Origin of the sequence: Pseudomonas yamanorum, from assembly GCF_013386765.1 — a bacterium.
Lineage (GTDB): Bacteria > Pseudomonadota > Gammaproteobacteria > Pseudomonadales > Pseudomonadaceae > Aquipseudomonas > Aquipseudomonas yamanorum_A.
Window position 1 is genome coordinate 133595 of the sequence record NZ_JACARE010000018.1, and the last position, 19279, is coordinate 152873.

Below are 19279 nucleotides of genomic sequence, written 5' to 3' on the forward strand. Positions count from 1 at the left end.
CATGGCAGAATTGACCACGTTGGCCCGACCTTACGCTAAGGCAGCCTTCGAGCACGCCCAGGCCCACCAGCAGCTGGCCTCTTGGTCAGCCATGCTCGGCCTGGCTGCAGCAGTGTCGCAAGACGACACCATGCAGCGCGTGCTCAAGGCCCCGCGACTGACGAGCGCAGACAAGGCCGCCACGTTTATTGACGTGTGCGGCGACAAGTTTGATGTAAAAGTGCAGAACTTCATCCACGTCGTTGCCGAAAACGACCGTCTCCCGCTTCTGCCGGAGATCGCCGCTCTGTTTGACCTGTACAAGGCCGAACAAGAGAAATCGGTAGATGTTGAAGTGACCAGTGCTTTTGCATTGAACCAAGAACAGCAAGACAAACTCGCCAAGGTTCTCAGTGCACGACTCGACCGGGAAGTGCGCCTGCAAGTTGCGGAGGATGCCACCCTGATTGGTGGTGTCATCATTCGCGCCGGCGACCTGGTTATCGATGGCTCGATTCGCGGCAAACTCGCGAATCTTGCCGAAGCATTGAAATCTTGAGTTTGAAGGGGCAGCAGAGCAATGCAGCAACTCAATCCTTCCGAAATAAGTGAAATTATCAAGGGCCGCATCGACAAGCTCGATGTGACCTCCCAAGCCCGTAACGAAGGCACTGTCGTCAGCGTATCTGACGGCATCGTGCGGATTCACGGTCTGGCCGACGTAATGTACGGCGAGATGATCGAGTTTCCGGGCGGCGTCTACGGTATGGCCCTCAACCTGGAGCAAGACTCTGTAGGTGCCGTTGTATTGGGCTCCTACCAGACTCTGGCCGAAGGCATGAGCGCCAAGTGCACAGGCCGCATCCTGGAAGTTCCGGTTGGTAAGGAACTGCTGGGTCGCGTTGTCGACGCACTGGGTAACCCAGTTGACGGCAAAGGTCCGCTGAACAACACCGAGACCGATGCGGTCGAGAAAGTTGCTCCAGGCGTGATCTGGCGTAAGTCGGTAGACCAGCCTGTACAGACTGGCTACAAGGCTGTCGATGCCATGATTCCTGTCGGCCGTGGCCAGCGTGAGCTGATCATCGGTGACCGTCAGATCGGTAAAACCGCTCTGGCGATCGACGCGATCATCAACCAGAAAGACAGCGGGATCTTCTGCGTCTACGTAGCTATCGGTCAGAAACAATCGACCATCGCCAACGTGGTTCGCAAGCTGGAAGAAAACGGCGCCCTGGCTAACACCATCGTCGTGGCCGCCAGTGCTTCCGAATCCGCTGCACTTCAGTTCCTGGCACCGTACTCCGGTTGCACCATGGGCGAATACTTCCGCGACCGCGGTGAAGACGCGCTGATCGTTTATGACGATCTGTCCAAGCAAGCAGTGGCTTACCGCCAGATTTCCCTGCTGCTGCGCCGTCCACCAGGCCGTGAAGCTTACCCAGGCGACGTGTTCTATCTCCACTCCCGTCTGCTGGAGCGCGCATCCCGCGTTTCGGAAGAATACGTAGAGAAGTTCACCAACGGCGCAGTGACCGGCAAAACCGGTTCTCTGACCGCACTGCCGATCATCGAAACCCAGGCTGGCGACGTTTCCGCGTTCGTTCCGACCAACGTGATTTCCATCACCGACGGTCAGATCTTCCTGGAGTCGGCCATGTTCAACTCCGGGATCCGTCCTGCAGTGAACGCCGGTGTTTCGGTATCCCGTGTGGGTGGTGCCGCTCAGACCAAGATCATCAAGAAGCTCTCCGGTGGTATCCGTACCGCTCTGGCTCAGTACCGTGAACTGGCGGCATTCGCCCAGTTCGCTTCTGACCTGGACGAAGCGACCCGTAAGCAACTTGAGCATGGTCAGCGCGTTACCGAGCTGATGAAGCAGAAGCAATACGCACCAATGTCGATCGCTGACATGGCGCTGTCGCTGTATGCCGCTGAGCGTGGGTTCCTGACCGACGTTGAAATCACCAAGGTCGGCAGCTTCGAACAAGCGCTGATTGCTTACTTCAACCGCGATCACGCCGAATTGATGGCGAAGATCAACGTGAAGGGTGACTTCAATGACGACATCGATGCTGGCATCAAAGCCGGTATCGAGAAGTTCAAGGCCACCCAAACCTGGTAAGCCGCAGCGGGGGCCGCGAGGCTCCCGCTTGCTAACCTGATAGGTGTTACATGGCAGGCGCAAAAGAGATTCGCAGTAAGATTGCGAGCATCAAAAGCACGCAAAAGATCACCAGCGCCATGGAAAAAGTGGCGGTCAGCAAAATGCGCAAGGCACAAATGCGCATGGCTGCTAGCCGTCCCTACGCGGAGCGTATCCGCCAGGTTATTGGTCATCTGGCCAACGCCAACCCGGAATATCGCCACCCGTTCATGATCGATCGCGAAGTAAAGCGCGTTGGTTATGTAGTGGTGAGCAGTGACCGTGGTTTGTGCGGTGGTTTGAATACCAACCTGTTCAAGGCCCTGGTCAAGGACATGGCGGTAAACCGCGAAAAAGGCGTCGAGATCGATCTGTGTGTGGTCGGTAGCAAGGGTGCGGCCTTTTTCCGCAACTTCGGCGGTAACGTCGTTGCAGCTATCAGCCACCTGGGCGAAGAACCGTCGATCAATGATTTGATCGGCAGCGTCAAAGTGATGCTGGATGCATACCTGGAAGGCCGGATTGACCGCCTGTCCGTGGTATCCAACAAGTTCATCAACACCATGACGCAACAGCCTACCGTGGAGCAGTTGATTCCATTGGTGGCCGCCCCGGAACAAGAACTCAAGCACCACTGGGACTACCTCTACGAACCAGACGCCAAAGAGCTGCTTGACGGCTTGATGGTGCGCTACGTGGAGTCGCAGGTGTACCAGGCGGTGGTCGAGAACAACGCGGCTGAACAAGCTGCGCGGATGATCGCGATGAAGAACGCTACCGACAACGCCGGTGATTTGATCAGCGATTTGCAGCTGATCTACAACAAGGCGCGTCAGGCTGCGATCACCCAAGAGATCTCGGAAATCGTCGGCGGCGCTGCCGCGGTTTAACGGTTCAAATATTCAGAGGATCCAGCTATGAGTAGCGGACGTATCGTTCAAATCATCGGCGCCGTTATCGACGTGGAATTCCCACGCGACAGCGTACCGAGCATCTACAACGCTTTGAAAGTCAAAAGCGATGCAGGCACCACCCTGGAAGTTCAGCAGCAGCTGGGCGACGGCGTGGTTCGTACCATTGCAATGGGTTCCACCGAAGGCTTGAAGCGCGGTCTGGAAGTCACTGACTCTGGCGCAGCCATCTCCGTACCAGTCGGTAAAGCGACCCTGGGCCGGATCATGGACGTCCTCGGTAACCCGATCGACGAAGCCGGTCCAATCGACACCGAAGAGCGCTGGGGCATTCACCGTCCTGCGCCTTCCTTCGCGGAACAAGCGGGCGGCAACGACCTGCTGGAAACCGGCATCAAGGTTATCGACCTGGTTTGCCCGTTCGCCAAGGGCGGTAAAGTCGGTCTGTTCGGTGGTGCCGGTGTAGGCAAAACCGTAAACATGATGGAACTGATCCGTAACATCGCCATCGAGCACAGCGGTTATTCCGTGTTCGCCGGTGTGGGTGAGCGTACTCGTGAGGGTAACGACTTCTACCACGAGATGAAGGATTCCAACGTTCTGGACAAAGTGGCACTGGTTTACGGTCAGATGAACGAGCCGCCGGGTAACCGTCTGCGCGTAGCACTGACCGGCCTGACCATGGCCGAGAAGTTCCGTGACGAAGGTAACGACGTTCTGCTGTTCGTCGACAACATCTATCGTTACACCCTGGCCGGTACTGAAGTATCCGCACTGCTGGGCCGTATGCCTTCCGCAGTAGGTTACCAGCCGACCCTGGCCGAAGAGATGGGTACTCTGCAAGAGCGTATCACTTCGACCAAAAACGGTTCGATCACCTCGATCCAAGCGGTATACGTACCTGCGGATGACTTGACTGACCCGTCGCCAGCGACCACGTTCGCCCACTTGGACGCCACCGTCGTACTGTCCCGTGACATCGCCTCCCTGGGTATCTACCCAGCGGTCGATCCACTGGACTCGACTTCGCGCCAGCTGGACCCGAACGTCATCGGCCAGGAACACTACGACACCGCTCGCGGCGTCCAGTACGTTCTGCAGCGTTACAAAGAACTGAAGGACATCATTGCGATCCTGGGTATGGACGAGCTGTCGGAAACCGACAAGCAGTTGGTATCCCGCGCTCGTAAGATCCAGCGTTTCTTGTCGCAGCCGTTCTTCGTGGCTGAAGTCTTCACCGGTGCCTCGGGTAAATACGTTTCCCTGAAAGACACCATTGCTGGCTTCAAAGGCATCCTCAACGGTGACTACGACCACCTGCCAGAACAAGCGTTCTACATGGTCGGCGGCATCGAAGAAGCGATCGAGAAAGCCAAGAAACTGTAATTCCGGCGCCCGGTAACGGGCGCTAATCAGGTTGAGGCAAGCAGATGGCTATGACATTCCATTGCGATATCGTCAGCGCGGAAGGGGAAATCTTCTCCGGTCAGATCGAGAGTGTGATTGCACACGGCGAACTGGGCGACCTGGGTATTAACTTTGGCCACGCGCCATTGATTACATCCTTGAAGCCTGGTCCGATCACTCTGACCAAGCTGGGCGGGGAACGGGAGGTGTTTTACATCTCCGGTGGTTTCCTCGAGGTTCAGCCGAACATGGTCAAGGTACTTGCCGACACCGTGCAACGTGCTGCCGACCTGGATGAAGCCTCCGCTCAGGAAGCCGTCAAGGCTGCCGAGAAGGCCCTGAACGAAAAAGGCGCAGATTTCGACTACGGTTCTGCTGCTGCACGTCTGGCCGAGGCCGCAGCTCAGCTGCGCACCGTCCAGCAGATCCGCAAGAAGTTTGGCGGTTAAGCCGTCAAGCCTCATGTGTGATTGATTAAAAAGGGTAGCCTCGGCTACCCTTTTTCTTTTTTAGCAAAACACTTCTTTGGTCTGAAGTCTGACCGCCCAGGATTGGTAGCCATTCATGTCTCTCGAAATCGTAATTCTTGCCGCAGGCCAGGGCACCCGCATGCGTTCGGCCTTGCCCAAGGTGTTGCACCCGGTTGCCGGCAACTCGATGCTCGGCCATGTTATCCACAGTGCCCGGCAACTTGATCCACAGCGCATTCATGTGGTGATTGGCCACGGAGCCGATGTGGTGCGTGAGCGACTGGCGGCGGACGACTTGAATTTCGTATTGCAGGACAAGCAATTGGGTACCGGCCATGCCACCGCGCAAGCGGTGCCGTTCATCAAGGCCGACACCGTGCTGATCCTTTACGGTGACGTGCCGCTGATCGAAGTGGAAACCTTGCAGCGCCTGCTCAAGCATGTGGTGCCTGGCCAGATGGGCCTGCTGACCGTTGAGCTGGATGACCCGACCGGCTACGGCCGCATTGTGCGCAACGCTGACGGCAAGGTCGCGGCCATCGTCGAGCACAAAGACGCCAGCGAAGCCCAGCGTGCCATCACCGAAGGCAATACCGGAATCCTCGCCGTGCCGGCCGATCGCCTGGCTGACTGGATGAGCCGCCTGTCCAACAATAATGCCCAGGGCGAGTACTACCTGACCGATGTCATCGAGATGGCTGTCAGTGATGGCCTGTTGGTCGCCACCGAACAGCCCCACGACCCGATGGAAGTGCAGGGCGCCAACGACCGCAAGCAACTGGCGGAGCTGGAGCGTCACTATCAACTGCGCGAAGGCCGCCGCTTGATGGCGCTGGGCGTGACACTGCGGGATCCGGCACGTTTCGATGTGCGGGGTGATGTCACTGTGGGTCGCGACGTGCTGATCGACATCAACGTGATCCTGGAAGGTCGCGTGGTGATTGAAGATGACGTGATCATCGGCCCGAACTGCGTGATCAAGGACAGCACCCTGCGCAAAGGCGTGGTGATCAAGGCCAACAGCCATATCGACGGCGCGGTGATGGGTGAGGGCAGTGACGCTGGTCCATTTGCACGCCTGCGTCCGGGTAGCGTGCTGGGGGCCAGGGCCCATGTGGGTAACTTTGTAGAACTGAAAAACGCACAGATGGGCGACGACGCCAAGGCCGGGCACCTGGCCTACCTCGGTGATGCCGTGATTGGTGCGCGCAGCAATATCGGCGCCGGCGCCATCACGTGTAACTACGACGGCGCCAACAAGTACCAGACGACCATTGGCGAAGACGTGTTTATCGGCTCCAACAACTCGTTGATTGCACCCGTCAGCATTGGTGATGGTTCAAACACAGCGGCAGGCTCGACCATCAACCAGGATGTGGATAAGTCTCAACTCGCAGTGGCCCGCGCCCGCCAGCGCAACATCGACGGCTGGAAGCGCCCGGTCAAGATCAAGAAGACCTGAGTTATCCACAGTCTGATTGACCACCACTTTCACCTGTAGGAGCTGGCTTGCCGGCGATGACGGAGTGCCAGACAACATCAACGTTGGCTGTCAGACCGCTATCGCAGGCAAGCCAGCTCCCACAGTTGTTTAGTGTTGTTGCCAGACTTTTCGCAAAAATTGACCTAGCTCCCTTGACGATCCTCAGCCAATAGGTTTTGATTGCCTTCGTTATCTTTCGAAACGAAACTTATCATCACCATGTCGAAACGAAATACACCCCAACGTCGCCACAACATCCTTGCCATGCTCACTGAGCAAGGTGAAGTCAGCGTGGACGAATTGGCCAAACGTTTCGAAACGTCGGAAGTCACCATCCGCAAGGACCTGGCGGCCCTCGAAAGTAACGGCCTGTTGCTGCGTCGCTATGGCGGCGCCATCACCATGCCCCAGGAACTGGTCGGCGATCCGGCCCAGCCCATTTCGGTCTACAAGCGCGCCATCGCCCGTGCGGCCGTCCGGCGTTTGCGCGAACACGCCCGCATCATCATCGACAGCGGCAGCACCACCGCCGCCATGATCCCCGAACTGGGCCATCAGCCCGGCCTGGTGGTGATGACCAACTCCCTGCACGTGGCCAGCGCCCTGAGCGAACTGGAACACGAGCCGGTACTGTTGATGACCGGCGGCACCTGGGACCCGCATTCGGACTCGTTCCAGGGCCAGGTCGCCGAGCAAGTGCTGCGTTCCTACGATTTCGACCAGCTCTTCATTGGCGCCGATGGCATCGACCTGGAGCGCGGTACCACCACCTTCAACGAGTTGCTGGGGCTGAGCCGCGTCATGGCCGAGGTCGCCCGCGAAGTGGTGGTGATGGTCGAGTCCGACAAGATTGGCCGCAAGATCCCCAACCTGGAACTGCCCTGGAGCAGCGTCCATACCCTTATTACCGATGATCGCCTGCCGCTTGAGGCCCGCGACCAGATCCAAGCCCGCGGCATCACGCTGATTTGCGCGGCAGTCATCTAGGAGAAAAACCATGTGTGGAATTGTTGGCGCAGTCGCTGAACGAAACGTCACCGCCATTTTGCTCGAAGGCCTCAAACGCCTGGAATACCGCGGCTACGACAGCGCCGGTGTGGCGCTCTTTACCAACGCCGGCAAGCTTGAGCGCATGCGTCGCCCGGGCAAGGTCAGCGAACTCGAACAAGCGTTGGCCGGTGAGCCGCTGGTAGGCCGCCTGGGTATCGCCCACACCCGTTGGGCTACCCACGGCGCACCGTGCGAGCGCAACGCGCACCCACACTTCTCCGGTGACCTGGCGGTGGTGCACAACGGCATCATCGAAAACCACGAAGTGCTGCGTGAACAACTGAAAGGCCTGGGCTACGTCTTCACTTCGGACACCGACACCGAAGTCATCGCCCACCTGCTGAACCACAAGCTTAAAGACCTGGGCGACCTGACCAACGCCCTCAAGGCCACCGTCAAGGAACTGCACGGCGCCTATGGCCTGGCCGTGATCAGCGCCAGCCAGCCCGACCGCCTGGTCGCCGCCCGCAGTGGCAGCCCATTGGTGATCGGCCTGGGCCTGGGCGAGAACTTCCTCGCCTCCGACCAACTGGCCCTGCGCCAGGTGACCGACCGCTTCATGTACCTGGAAGAAGGCGACATCGCCGAGATCCGCCGCGAAAGCGTGTCGATCTGGGACGTCAACGGCAAGTCCGTTGAACGTGAAGCCGTGCAGTACCGCGACGGTGCCGAAGCCGCCGACAAGGGCGAGTTCCGCCACTTCATGCTCAAGGAAATCCACGAGCAACCGGCCGTGGTGCAACGCACCCTGGAAGGTCGCCTGAGCCAGAACCAGGTGTTGGTACAAGCCTTCGGCCCGCAAGCCGCCGAGCTGTTCGCCAAAGTGCGCAACGTGCAAATCGTCGCCTGCGGCACCAGCTACCACGCCGGCATGGTTGCCCGTTACTGGCTCGAAGAACTGGCCGGCATCCCGTGCCAGGTCGAAGTCGCCAGCGAATTCCGCTACCGCAAGGTGGTGGTGCAGCCCGACACCCTGTTCGTCACCATCTCCCAGTCCGGCGAAACCGCCGACACCCTGGCCGCCCTGCGCAATGCCAAGGAACTGGGCTTCCTCGGCAGCCTGGCAATCTGCAACGTCGGCATCAGCTCCCTGGTGCGCGAGTCCGACCTGACCCTGCTGACCCAGGCCGGTCGCGAAATCGGCGTGGCCTCCACCAAGGCCTTCACCACCCAGTTGGTGGGCCTGTTGCTGCTGACCCTGTCCCTGGGCCAGGTGCGCGGCACGCTGGAAGAGGGCGTCGAAGCCAATCTGGTGGAAGAACTGCGCCGCCTGCCGGCCCGCCTGGGCGAAGCGCTGGCCATGGACAGCACCGTGGAAAAAGTCGCCGAGCTGTTCGCCGACAAACACCACACCCTGTTCCTTGGCCGGGGCGCGCAATACCCGGTGGCGATGGAAGGTTCGCTCAAGCTTAAGGAAATCTCCTACATTCACGCCGAAGCCTACCCGGCCGGTGAGCTCAAGCACGGCCCGTTGGCCCTGGTGGATGACGACATGCCAGTGGTGACCGTCGCGCCGAACAACGAACTGCTGGAGAAGCTCAAGTCCAACCTGCAGGAAGTGCGCGCCCGTGGCGGCCAGTTGATCGTGTTCGCCGACGAAAAGGCCGGCATGACCAATGGCGAAGGCACCCACGTCATCAACATGCCGCACATCCACGACACCTTGTCGCCGATCCTCTACACCATCCCGCTGCAACTGCTGTCGTACTACGTGGCTGTGCTTAAGGGCACTGACGTTGACCAGCCGCGCAACCTGGCGAAGTCGGTGACGGTGGAGTAAAGCCTCACCCGTACCAGCAAAACCCCCGATATTCGGGGGTTTTGCTTTTTCAGGCTACCGAGCATCGGCTCCTGCCGTTTCTGTGGACTAATTCCGGGAGTATTCCCCCGCTTTACCCCTAGAATGCGCCCTGTGGATAACTAGCCAGGGAATGCCGTCACCATGAACATCGAACTGCTGATCGCCGGTATCGTCGTGCTGATTATTGTCGTCGGCCTGGTCGGCTGGCTGGTGGGGGTCTACAACGGCCTGGTGATGCGGCGCAACGATGTGGATAAAGCCTTCGCCAACATCGACGTGCTGCTCAAGCAACGGGCCGACCAGATTCCCGACCTGATGCGCGTGGTGCAAACCGCCATGAACCATGAGAACGCGCTGTTCACCCGCCTCAGCGACGCCCGTACCGCGTACCTCAACGCCAGCAGCCTCACCGATAAGGTCGATGCCTCCAACCAGCTCAATACGGCGCTCAAGTCAGTCATTGCGGTGGCCGAGAATTATCCGACGCTGATCTCCGGCCCCAACATGGTCGAGTTGCAGCAGGCGATCTCGGCGGTGGAAGAACGCATCGCCGACCGCCGCGAGTTCTTCAATGAGTCGGTGAACCTCTACAACATCGCCATCGCGATTTTCCCGGATCTGTTCTTCGCAAAAATGCTCGGCTACCAGCGTATCCCGCTGCTGGCCATCAGTGCCGAAGAAACCCGCTACGAAGGCGTAAAGCTTGAGGTGCCGGGGGCATGAAAACTACGCAGGCGGGTGTAGTCGCGAAAAAGCCGGCTTGGAAAACGATGGTGGCGCTGATCTTTCTCGCCGGCTTCATCGGCCTGATGGTTTACGCCCCGACGATCCTGGTTGCGCTGTTTTTCCCCGTCTGCATTTTGATCGGTTTGCTGGCCAGCTTCGGCCCCAACTTCTATCGCACCGAACAGCGCCTGGCCACCAGCCAGATACGCTCTTTGGCCATGGGCCTGGTGGAAGTGAACGGCAAGGTGATCGTCGACACGCCGCTGATCTCTCCGGTCAACGGCAAACCCTGCGCCGGCTACGTGTGGATCATCGAGGAAGGCACTAAAGACAAGGACGGCGACTGGAGCTGGAGCGAGGTCTCGGCCGAGGCTCGCTGCAACGACTTCCGCCTGCAAGACGCCACCGGTGAAGTGACGGTGATTGCCGAAGGCATCGACCTGTTCGGCAAGAAGCGTCCTGACGACCATGAGTGGATCAGCAACTCCCGCCGCCAGGGCGAACTGCTCCTGACCCAGGATATGCAGGTGATGCTGATTGGCGACGCCTGCGAACGTGACGGCAAGACGGTGATTGCCCAGGGCCGGCAACGTGACGCGGTGTTCGGCCTGGCCGAGACCAAGGATGTAGAAAACCGCCGGGTGCTGGCGCCGCTGTGGCGCGCCGGTGGTTTCTACGCGGTGGTGGTGGGGTTGATCGGTGTCGGCATCATGGCCATGACCCCGGAACATTTTGCCCAGCTGCATTTGCCGGGCCCCGCCACTTATCAGCAAATGGCGGCGCTGAACCCGGCCTATCGTTTTCTGGCCTGGTTGTACCGTGACAACGGCTTCGTGATTCCCTTCATGGCCGCATTCGGGTTTTTGCTGGCGATGTTCGTGGTGTTGCTCGCGCTGCGGCTTTTGCTGCCCAAGGGCATGCGCCTGGCAGTGGGCCGTGTGCTGGGCGCCTGGATGGGCTTGGGCATGGTGATTGGCGGCGTGGTGACCTTGTTGCTGGTGGTGGCCCAGGTGGACACCATGAAGGTGTTCCTGGTGTGGATGATGATTCTGCTGGGCACCCTGGTGTTCTCGATCTTTGAGCAACGCAAGCTCGGCGCGGCGTACAAGCATTTTACAAAAGACGCAGGCGCCGCCAGTTTCGGCGACGAAGACGCCTGATCAGGGCACGAACTCCACTTTCAAGCCCCGGCTCGCGCTGCGCCCCTGATCATCAGTGACCCGCAGCCGGTACTCCCCCGATTTACCCGGCCGCCAGTTCAGCGTGGTTTGCGGCGGGCCCTGGCCGATCAAGGTCTGGTCGGCAAACCAATACAGCGTCAGCGCATCACTGGCCGCGTTGGCGTTCAGCGGGATGCTTTCCTGGGGCTGTGACAGGCGCAGGTGATAACTGACCTGGGTCAGCGGCGAGCGAATCTGCGGCGCTTCGCTCTGGTCGCCGATTCGATTGGGTTGGCAGCTTTTCTGCACATTCGGCGGCGTGCGCCGTGGTAGCCCGGCCGCGCGGAACAGCCGCTGCACATCGCTGGGCCAGAATTCGAAGACTTCTTCACGGGTGTACTGCGGATCGAACGGCGGGCACGCGGCCTTGCCGGTGCGGGTGTCGATCAGCACCGGGCGGTGCAGGTTGGACACGCGAATCGGTGACACGCCCGGGATGTACCAGGTCTTGCGGGTGCGCGGACACCAGCGGTTGGGCAACTCGCCGGAGGCGGCGCAGACGTCGATGCGGATCAAGCCGGCGGGTGGCTTGTCGGGTTTGATCACCACGTTGGGCAAGGCCAGGGGCAAGGCGTCGGCGATCCGGAAGAACAGCGGCGCTGCGGTTTTCGCGCCGATGAATTCTGGATTCGGACGACCGTCGAAGTTACCTACCCACACCACCAGCACATACGGGCCTACGAGGCCGGCGCTCCACGCATCGTGAAAACCCCATGAGGTGCCGGTCTTCCAGGCTGTGCGCCAGTGGCGTCCCGGCAGCCCGTCCGGGCGCGGGTTGCGCCGCAGCATATCGCGCACCATAAACGTGGCCTGCGGGGTGAGTAGCTGGGCGCCGGTGGTTTGCGGTTGCTCCTGCAAGTAACGCAGGGGCCGCAAATGCCCGTCACCCGCCAACATCACATACAGCCGCGCCAGTTCCTCGGGGGTCATCTCGCCGCCGCCCAGGGCCAGCGCCAGGCCGTAATGGCTTTCGCCACGCAGGCCCTTAATGCCTGCGCGTTGCAGCAATCCATAGAGTGACGGTGAGCGGACCTGACTGGCCAGCCACACCGCCGGGATGTTGCGGCTGCGGATCAACGCATCGCGGGCTGTCACCGGGCCGACAAAACTGCCGTCGAAATTTTCCGGCTGGAAGTAGCCGAAGTTACTCGGCATGTCCTTGAGGATGCTCATGGGGTGAATCACCCCTTGGTCCAGCGCCAGCCCATACAGGAATGGCTTGAGGGTGGAGCCCGGCGAGCGCCGCGACAACACGCCGTTGACCTGGCCGTGGATGCCTGTGGATAAGTAGTCCGCCGAACCCACCAGGGCTTTCACGCTCTGGTCGCGGCTGTCAACCAGGATCGCCGTGGCGTTTTCCACACCACTGCTGCGGCGCTCGGCAATGAAGCCGGTGATCAGGCGTTCCAGCAATTGTTGCAGCGGCAGGTTGAGGGTGCTGTTCAACTCGTTGCCGGTTTGCGACGCCAGCAACTGTTCGCTCAAGTGCGGCGCCAGAAACGGGATCTGCTGGCGGTTACGGGCTTCCAGGGGCAGGTCCAGCAAACTGTCATTACGCGGGTCCTGTGGATAAGTTTCCCGCCAGTCGGCCATCAGCCGTTGCCGGGCGGTTTGCAGCGATGGCCCGAAGCGCGCGCGGCGACCTGGCTGTTGGGGAATAACCGCCAGCGCCAGCGCTTCAGACAACGACAATTGCGCTGCGGACTTGCCAAAGTAAATCCGGCTGGCCGCCTCGGCGCCTTCGATATTGCCGCCCATGGGCGCCAGGTTGAGGTAGGCCTCCAGGATGTCGTGCTTGCTGTAACGTGCCTCCAGCCACAACGCCAGGGCCATCTGCTCCAGCTTGCCGGGTACCTGACGAGTGTTGAGATCCCACAGGCGCCTGGCCAACTGCATGCTCAGGGTTGAACCGCCCTGACGCTGGCCACCGCTGTAGGTGGCCATGGCCGCCCGCAGCAAGGCCGGGGGATTGACCCCCGGGTGCCAGTAGAAATTGCGGTCTTCCTTGAGCAGCAGCGCTTCAACCAGTGACGGAGAAATCCGCTCCAGTGGTAGCCACAGGCGATATTGCCCGTCAGCCGCCAGGGTCATGCGCAGCAGCGAACCGTCGTCGGCCAGCACCACCCGTGAGGAGGTGGCCGCCTGTTCCAGCGGTGCGTGGGGCCACAACCGCAGCCCCGCCAGAATCAACGCCGCTGCCAGCAGCGGCGTCAGGCGTTTAAGGCTTGGTAATTTCAAGCTGGCCTACTTTGCCGCGTCCTTGCAGGGTGGTTTCGTACATGCCCTCGGCGTAGGCCGGTGGCGTATTGAAGGTGCCTGCGTTGGTGGCGCGTACGCGGTACACGAAGGTGCCTACATCCCGCAGCGCGGTGCCGTACAACACCACTCGGTCATCACGCACATCAACATAGTCCGGCTGCCAGTTGCTCAGGTCGGTCTCGCCGATCGGCGCTTGCCAGGCGTCGGCTTCCTCGGTGTCTTCGCTGGTTTCAACGTACTCCGAATCGTCACCTTCGCTTTCCTCGCTGCTGGCCGCTTCCGGCTCCGGCGGCAAGTTATACACAGGCTCGACGCCACCCGGCAGCAAGTCGACCACGGCCACTTGCTGCACCTGATCACGGTCGGTGGCCCGCAGGCGCAGGCGCACCAGGAATTCATCACCTACGGCGACCTTGCTGACTGGATTGCCTTTGAGGTCGAGGTATTCGTGGATGATTTCCAGGCCGTTGTTGATCGGCTTGAGGTTGGCGCCCTTGTCATAACCCGCTTCGCTCAGCATGTAGAACGCCGCCGGGCCGTCGGATTTTTCCATCTGCAGTTTTTGCGTGCCGGCAGGCACCGCTGCACGTGGCGGCTGGCCGGCCATCTGCAACAACTGTTGCTGCTTGTCGCCGAGCCACGCGGTGGCTTTGAGGGTCATATCGCTTTGGGCGCGTTGGCCATAATTGTCCAGGGCCCGCAGCAACAGTGCCGCCGACAGCGAGTTGTAGCGCTGCTCGTTGAGGCGCTTGCCAAGTTTATCCAGCAGGCTGGCCGGCACGTCGTCGAGCAACTCGGGGAAGTGACGGGCCAGCAAATGCAGGTGCTCGGCGTCGTGCACCAGCGGGTCGTAATACAGGCCGTCGCTGTCCCACTTATCCGAGAGCGAGAGCCATGGCACCTTGCGGAACAGCGCATCGGCCTGACGATCCTGCTTGAGCAACTTGTAGCTGGCGGCCAGGTACGCGGCGCCAATGTCGTTCTGCCAGGTGTCCTTGAAGTAGCTTTCGTAGCGCTCGCGGATATCGCTTAAGGCGCCGCTCACCAGAATCCCCTGACGGCTCAACAGGTAACTGGCGTAGGCGCGGTTGCGCAATTCCGACAGGCCTTCGCTTGGGCCATTGGCCAGGTCGGTGAGGTACGCGTTGGAACGTTGCAGCAAGTCTTCCGGCACCGGCAACCCGCGCTCCCGGGCTTCGATCAGGAAGTCGGTGGCGTACAGGCTGGCGTACGGCGCCACGTCCGGGTTGGCCGCCCACAAACCGAAGCCACCGGCCTGGTTCTGCCGCTGACGCAGCATGCGCACCGCGCCGCTGAAGGCCTGCTCGGCCTCGGGTGCATTACCGCCCCAGATCAACGCCGGCATGGCCTTGGACACCAATTGCTCGGTGCAGGCGTAGCCGTAGTCATCCAGGTAATGCTTGAGGCCGTTGGCCCAGACCAGCGGGGACGCGGCGACGCCCAATTGCACGTCGCGCAACTGGCCGAACAGCTCGCGGGTCGGTTTCAGCTCTTTGCTGGCGCTGTCGAAACGGCCCAGGCTCAGGGCCACCCGATGCTCGCTCAATGGCCGGATCGACGTGGTTTCCGCCACCTGGATCCGCTTGCCATCCGGCAGCACCGCGACGAAGCGCAAGTGTGCCGAGCCGAGGGTTTCACCGACCTTGATCTTGAACTCGGCGACGCCTTCCTTGCGCGGTTGCAGCGCCAGGGTGCTGGCCTTGTCGCCTTGTACCTGCAGGCCATCGCTGGTCTGCACTTCAAACTTCACGTCGGCTGCGGCTTCCAGGTTGCTGAACACCCCGGCGCTGACACTGAACACATCCCCCGGTGCGACAAAAGCCGGCACGTTCGGGGTGATCACCAGCGGCCCGCGCACTTCAGTGTTGGCCTCGCTGACGCCCACGCTGTCGCTGTCCACCGCCACCGCAAACAGGTGCAGCTTGCCGTTGAAGCTGTCCGGCACCTGGTAATGCAGTACGGTTTCACCGGCCGGCAAGTCCACCAGGCCAGACCACCAGGCCACAGGCGGCTGATGTTTACGCTTGAACGGGTTGAGATGGTTGGCCAGGGCGCCTTCGGTATCGCCACCGGGCGCTGCCCCACTGAGCAGGCGGCTGAATTCCGGCAGGATCAGGTCAAGGATCTGACTGGTACCGACCTCCAGCGCACGTTTCTGGAAGAAGAAGCCCAGCGGGTCCGGTGTCTGGTAACGCGCCACCTGCAGGATGCCTTCGTCCACCGCATAGACCACTGCGCGGCCCGGGCGGTCGGCGTTGACCTTGATGTCCAGGGTCTGCCCCGGTTCGATCTTCGCCGGGCCTTCGACTTTCAGCGCCATACGCCGCGCATCCAGGTTGATGCTGAACGGCACCACGCCGTAGGACAACGGGCTCATGTAGACCTCGGACGAGCCGATGTCCCGCACGAACTGCACGTTGACGTAGGCATTGCCCTCAAGCCCTGCGGGAACGCGGATGTGTTGCACGCTGTTGGTGCTGTCGGCCTTGAACCACTGCTGGGTGTAGACCTTGTCCCGTTCGATGGTGATCAACCCGGCGCCGGTGTACGGCGCGCGAATGCTGATGGCGATCTCATCACCGGTGGCGTAGCTGCGTTTATCCAGGCGCAGTTGCAGCTCGGCGTTACGTTCCAGGGAGCGTGAGGTGTTGCCCCGGCCGGCGACGCTGTAGTCGATCTGGTTCAGCAGGTTGCCGTTGGCGTCTTTCAGTTGCAGGGTGAAATCACCCGGGGTGCCGGTGTTCAGGGTTTGCTTGGCGCCGTCCTTGGTCATCACCAGCGGCGACGCCGGCTGGCTGATGTTCTTGATGCGCGACTCGTATTTGTAGGTGCCGTTGGACTGCTTCACCAGCACCGAAACGTAGCGGTGCTCGACCACTTCGCTGGTCAGGCCGTCGACTGCGACGGGCGTGAGGTCTGGCGCCACGGCCAGCCATTGCACTTCACGCGGGGCGTCCTTGGCGACGAAAGACAGCGAATCCTTGCTCTTCACACCCACCAGGTACGGCGCCGCCGAGACCAGCAACGCGCTTTGTGCGGCGACGTTGCGACCGCCTTCGGCTTCGTACACCTGGGTCATCACTTGCAGGCGATAGGTGCTGTTGGCGAAGCGTTGCAGGTTCAGGTCCAGCACGGCCTGGCCATTGTCGTCGACGGTGGTTTCGGCCAGGTCTTCGGAACTGGCTTCTTCCAGCGAGTCATTCAGGCGGAAGCGGTAGTCCGGGTAGCGATCAAAGGCCGCGAGCGTCGGGCTCAGGGACATTTTTGCGGTGACGCGACGGCCCGCCGCCGGAGCGCCGAACAAGTGCATCGCAGTGACCTTGGCCACCACCTGGTCCGGCGGGATCCAGCCCGGCACTGGCGTGTCGTGCAGGCTCAGGCTGACCTTCATGCGGTCCGGTTCAAAGTCGCGGACCTTGAAGCTGACGCTGCCCAGGTCAGTGCGCCGCTGCTTCTCGCCGATCAGTTGCAGGGTCGCGGTGTAATCGCCGGAAGGCGCCACTTCGCTGCTTGGGAAATCAAAAGTTTCAAAGCCGCTGGCGGAGAGCTTCAGTGGCTGGCGAATCACTTCCAGGCCACGTGGGTCGGTGATTTGCAGCTCCACCGGCAGGCCTTGCAGCGCGCCTTTCCAGTCGCCGCTGCGCACGATCATGCCCAGGTGCGCGGTCTCGCCGGGTCGGTACAGGCCGCGGTCGGTAAACAGATAAGCGCTGAGGCGATTGATCGCACCGTCTTCTTCCAGGCCGCCTACATCAAAGCGCGACAAATCCAGCTGTTGGGACTGACGGGCAATCGGCAGGAAGGATTGGTCATTGCCACGACTGACGACATACATCAGCGGGGTTTTCTCGCGGCGCAGTTCATCCAGCTTGGCAAAGTGCGCATGGCCTTCGGCGTCGGTGCGGCCGCTGGCGACCGGCAAACCGTTGCGGCCGATGATATCGACCTGGGCGTCGGACACCGGCGAGCCGTTGCCGATGGACTGCACATAAACGTCGTGGCTGCCATCGCTGGAGCGCTTGGCGATGATGCCCAGGTCGGTGACCACGATGAAACGCAGGTCGCTGGTGGTGTTGCGTTCGTACTCGAAGGTGCGATCAGCCGGGTCGTCCTGCGGGCTGAGCTTGAGCACGAAAATGCCCCGGCGGCCGCCGTTGGCTGTCAGGTAGTTGCTCAGATCGACGTTGTCGTAGACGGTTTTGGACGGGTCGCTAGCCGACAGCGGAATGTCCAGGCTCTGACGCTCCACCATCCGGTCGAAGTAGTCATTGGCAAAATTCGGTCGGGCAAAGCTGCCGCTGCTCTGGTCCACCAGATGTTGCAACTGGTTGGGCAACAGGCGGGCGATTTCCACATGGGCGCCGGGCACGCCACGGGCCATGAAGCCCAGGCGTTTTTCGCCGGTGAGGCTGAGCAGGGCGCCGTCGGACAGGAACTGCAGCGTGCGCGGATAAGCCGGCATGCTCACGAGGGAAGCTGTAGGGTTTTTCGCCAGGTAGCCGCCGATGGCTTCCAGGTTGGCCGGTACCCGCACATACAGGGCGCGGCCAGGCGGGGCCTTGAATTTGAAGGCGTGCAGGGTATTCAGCGGTTCGACGCTCGGCACGTGGGTCAGTTTGACCTTGGTGCTGCTGGCCAGCAGCTTGTCGTCGATGTCTTGCAGGTTCCAGGGGCGGGTGTCGTCCTCGGCTTTTTCCGGCAGCATCCAGGCCTGGACCTTGTTGGCGATGGTCTCGTCGGCCACGGCGCTGGAACTGCTGAACATCAATACCGGCTCGGGCTCGGCGCGCTCGTTGTCGACAAAGCTGACTTCGGCACCGGTAAAGGTCAGGCGATAGCGGCCGGGCACGGTGACTTCGGCCACCAATGGCGCAGGGCTGGCATTGCCGCCGTCGCGGGCCTTGAGGCCTTCATCGAGTTTGGCACTGACCGGGGTGCTTTCCAGCGGCGTGGCCAGGGCGGCGGAGCGCACGAAGGCGTTGAGCTTGTGCTCGTCGAAGGTGATTTCCGGGCGATTGGGCAGTTGCGCGTCGCGGTAGGTCAGGCCTTTGCCGAGGGTTACGGAGGCACGTTTGCGTACGCTGTCTTCGTCTACCGGGTGGGAAAAGTGGAAGGTCGCGACCAGCTGTTTCTGCGTCGGGTTGCTCGGGTCCTGGTACAGCTCGTTTTGCGCCAAGGTGGCGCGGAACGGCTGGGTGGAGAATTGGCTGGTGTATTGGCTTAGCAGTACGCCATCGGCCAACAGGTTCTTCTTGGCCAGGTCGATGGTGTAGTGGGCGTCGATGGGCCAGTCTTTTTCCGGGGTGAACACCAGGCTGCGGTCATCCGACCAGCGCCAGGCGCCGGCGATGGCGGGCTTGAGGGTGATGCCTTCGGTGACCGGCTTGCCGATGGCCGCCAGCGGTGCCACGGATTCGGCGAAGCGAACCTGCAAGTTATCCACAACCGGCTGCGGCTGGGTGTAATCCGTCAGGTTGGGCTTGTGCAGCGAATAGCCCACGGTGTGGGGCTGCGGCAGGTGGGAATACCAGTGCCAGCCATACACGCCAGCGGCCACCAGCAACACCAGGGCCAGGACTCCACCGGCCGCCTGGCGCGGATAAGCCCGGGCCTTGTGGCCGAGATTGACCAGGCCGTTGCCTGTGGCTTGCAGCCAGCGCGGCGGTTGCCACTGGCCAAACAGGCTACGGGCCAGCCATCGCACGGCGCTGAACAGAACACTCACCACTGAGATCAAGGCCCCGAAAAAACGGCGGCTGGTCGCTTTTAACGAATCAAACATGGTGAGCATCCCTGGCAATGTGTC

Annotated in this window: 12 protein-coding genes; 10 read left to right on the forward strand and 2 right to left on the reverse strand. The window is 61.1% G+C overall.

Annotated elements, in window-relative coordinates:
- The first annotated feature begins 1 nt into the window (after position 1).
- The 10 genes from HX875_RS13955 (at position 2) to HX875_RS14000 (ending at position 11133) form a co-directional block, all read left to right on the forward strand.
- The gene (locus HX875_RS13955) at positions 2 to 538 is read left to right on the forward strand and encodes a F0F1 ATP synthase subunit delta (protein WP_003213551.1); all 537 of its coding nucleotides are present in this window, start codon (positions 2 to 4) and stop codon (positions 536 to 538) included.
- Positions 539 to 559: 21 nt separating this feature from the next.
- Complete coding sequence (gene atpA, locus HX875_RS13960) at positions 560 to 2104, forward strand: F0F1 ATP synthase subunit alpha (protein WP_003213549.1); 1545 nt, start codon at positions 560 to 562, stop codon at positions 2102 to 2104.
- A gap of 50 nt (positions 2105 to 2154) precedes the next feature.
- Entirely contained in the window at positions 2155 to 3015 is an 861-nt protein-coding gene (atpG, locus tag HX875_RS13965) for a F0F1 ATP synthase subunit gamma (protein WP_003213547.1), read from the forward strand.
- Positions 3016 to 3042: 27 nt separating this feature from the next.
- Complete coding sequence (gene atpD, locus HX875_RS13970) at positions 3043 to 4422, forward strand: F0F1 ATP synthase subunit beta (protein WP_003213545.1); 1380 nt, start codon at positions 3043 to 3045, stop codon at positions 4420 to 4422.
- Positions 4423 to 4466: 44 nt separating this feature from the next.
- Entirely contained in the window at positions 4467 to 4892 is a 426-nt protein-coding gene (locus HX875_RS13975; protein WP_008439541.1) for a F0F1 ATP synthase subunit epsilon, read from the forward strand.
- 115 nt (positions 4893 to 5007) lie between these two features.
- Entirely contained in the window at positions 5008 to 6375 is a 1368-nt protein-coding gene (gene glmU, locus HX875_RS13980) for a bifunctional UDP-N-acetylglucosamine diphosphorylase/glucosamine-1-phosphate N-acetyltransferase GlmU (RefSeq protein WP_177043616.1), read from the forward strand.
- A 240-nt stretch (positions 6376 to 6615) separates the two neighbouring features.
- Positions 6616 to 7383 carry a DeoR/GlpR family DNA-binding transcription regulator gene (locus tag HX875_RS13985; RefSeq protein ID WP_177043617.1) on the forward strand — a complete coding sequence of 256 codons (768 nt, stop codon included), beginning with the start codon at positions 6616 to 6618 and terminating at the stop codon, positions 7381 to 7383.
- A 10-nt stretch (positions 7384 to 7393) separates the two neighbouring features.
- Positions 7394 to 9226, forward strand: coding sequence for a glutamine--fructose-6-phosphate transaminase (isomerizing) (glmS, locus tag HX875_RS13990; protein ID WP_177043618.1), 1833 nt, complete (start codon positions 7394 to 7396; stop codon positions 9224 to 9226).
- 162 nt (positions 9227 to 9388) lie between these two features.
- A complete protein-coding gene (locus HX875_RS13995) occupies positions 9389 to 9970 on the forward strand; it encodes a LemA family protein (RefSeq protein WP_010168443.1) in 582 nt (193 codons plus the stop codon).
- On the forward strand, positions 9967 to 11133 hold the full coding sequence (locus HX875_RS14000; RefSeq protein ID WP_177043619.1) for a hypothetical protein: 1167 nt from the start codon (positions 9967 to 9969) through the stop codon (positions 11131 to 11133). The genes HX875_RS13995 and HX875_RS14000 overlap by 4 nt, the downstream gene beginning before the upstream one ends.
- On the opposite strand, the gene pbpC is transcribed toward HX875_RS14000, so the two are convergent.
- Both pbpC and HX875_RS14010 read right to left on the reverse strand, forming a co-directional pair.
- A complete protein-coding gene (gene pbpC / locus HX875_RS14005) occupies positions 11134 to 13431 on the reverse strand; it encodes a penicillin-binding protein 1C (protein ID WP_177043620.1) in 2298 nt (765 codons plus the stop codon).
- Positions 13412 to 19255, reverse strand: coding sequence for an alpha-2-macroglobulin (locus tag HX875_RS14010; protein WP_177043621.1), 5844 nt, complete (start codon positions 19253 to 19255; stop codon positions 13412 to 13414). The genes pbpC and HX875_RS14010 overlap by 20 nt, the downstream gene beginning before the upstream one ends.
- Positions 19256 to 19279: the final 24 nt, after the last annotated feature.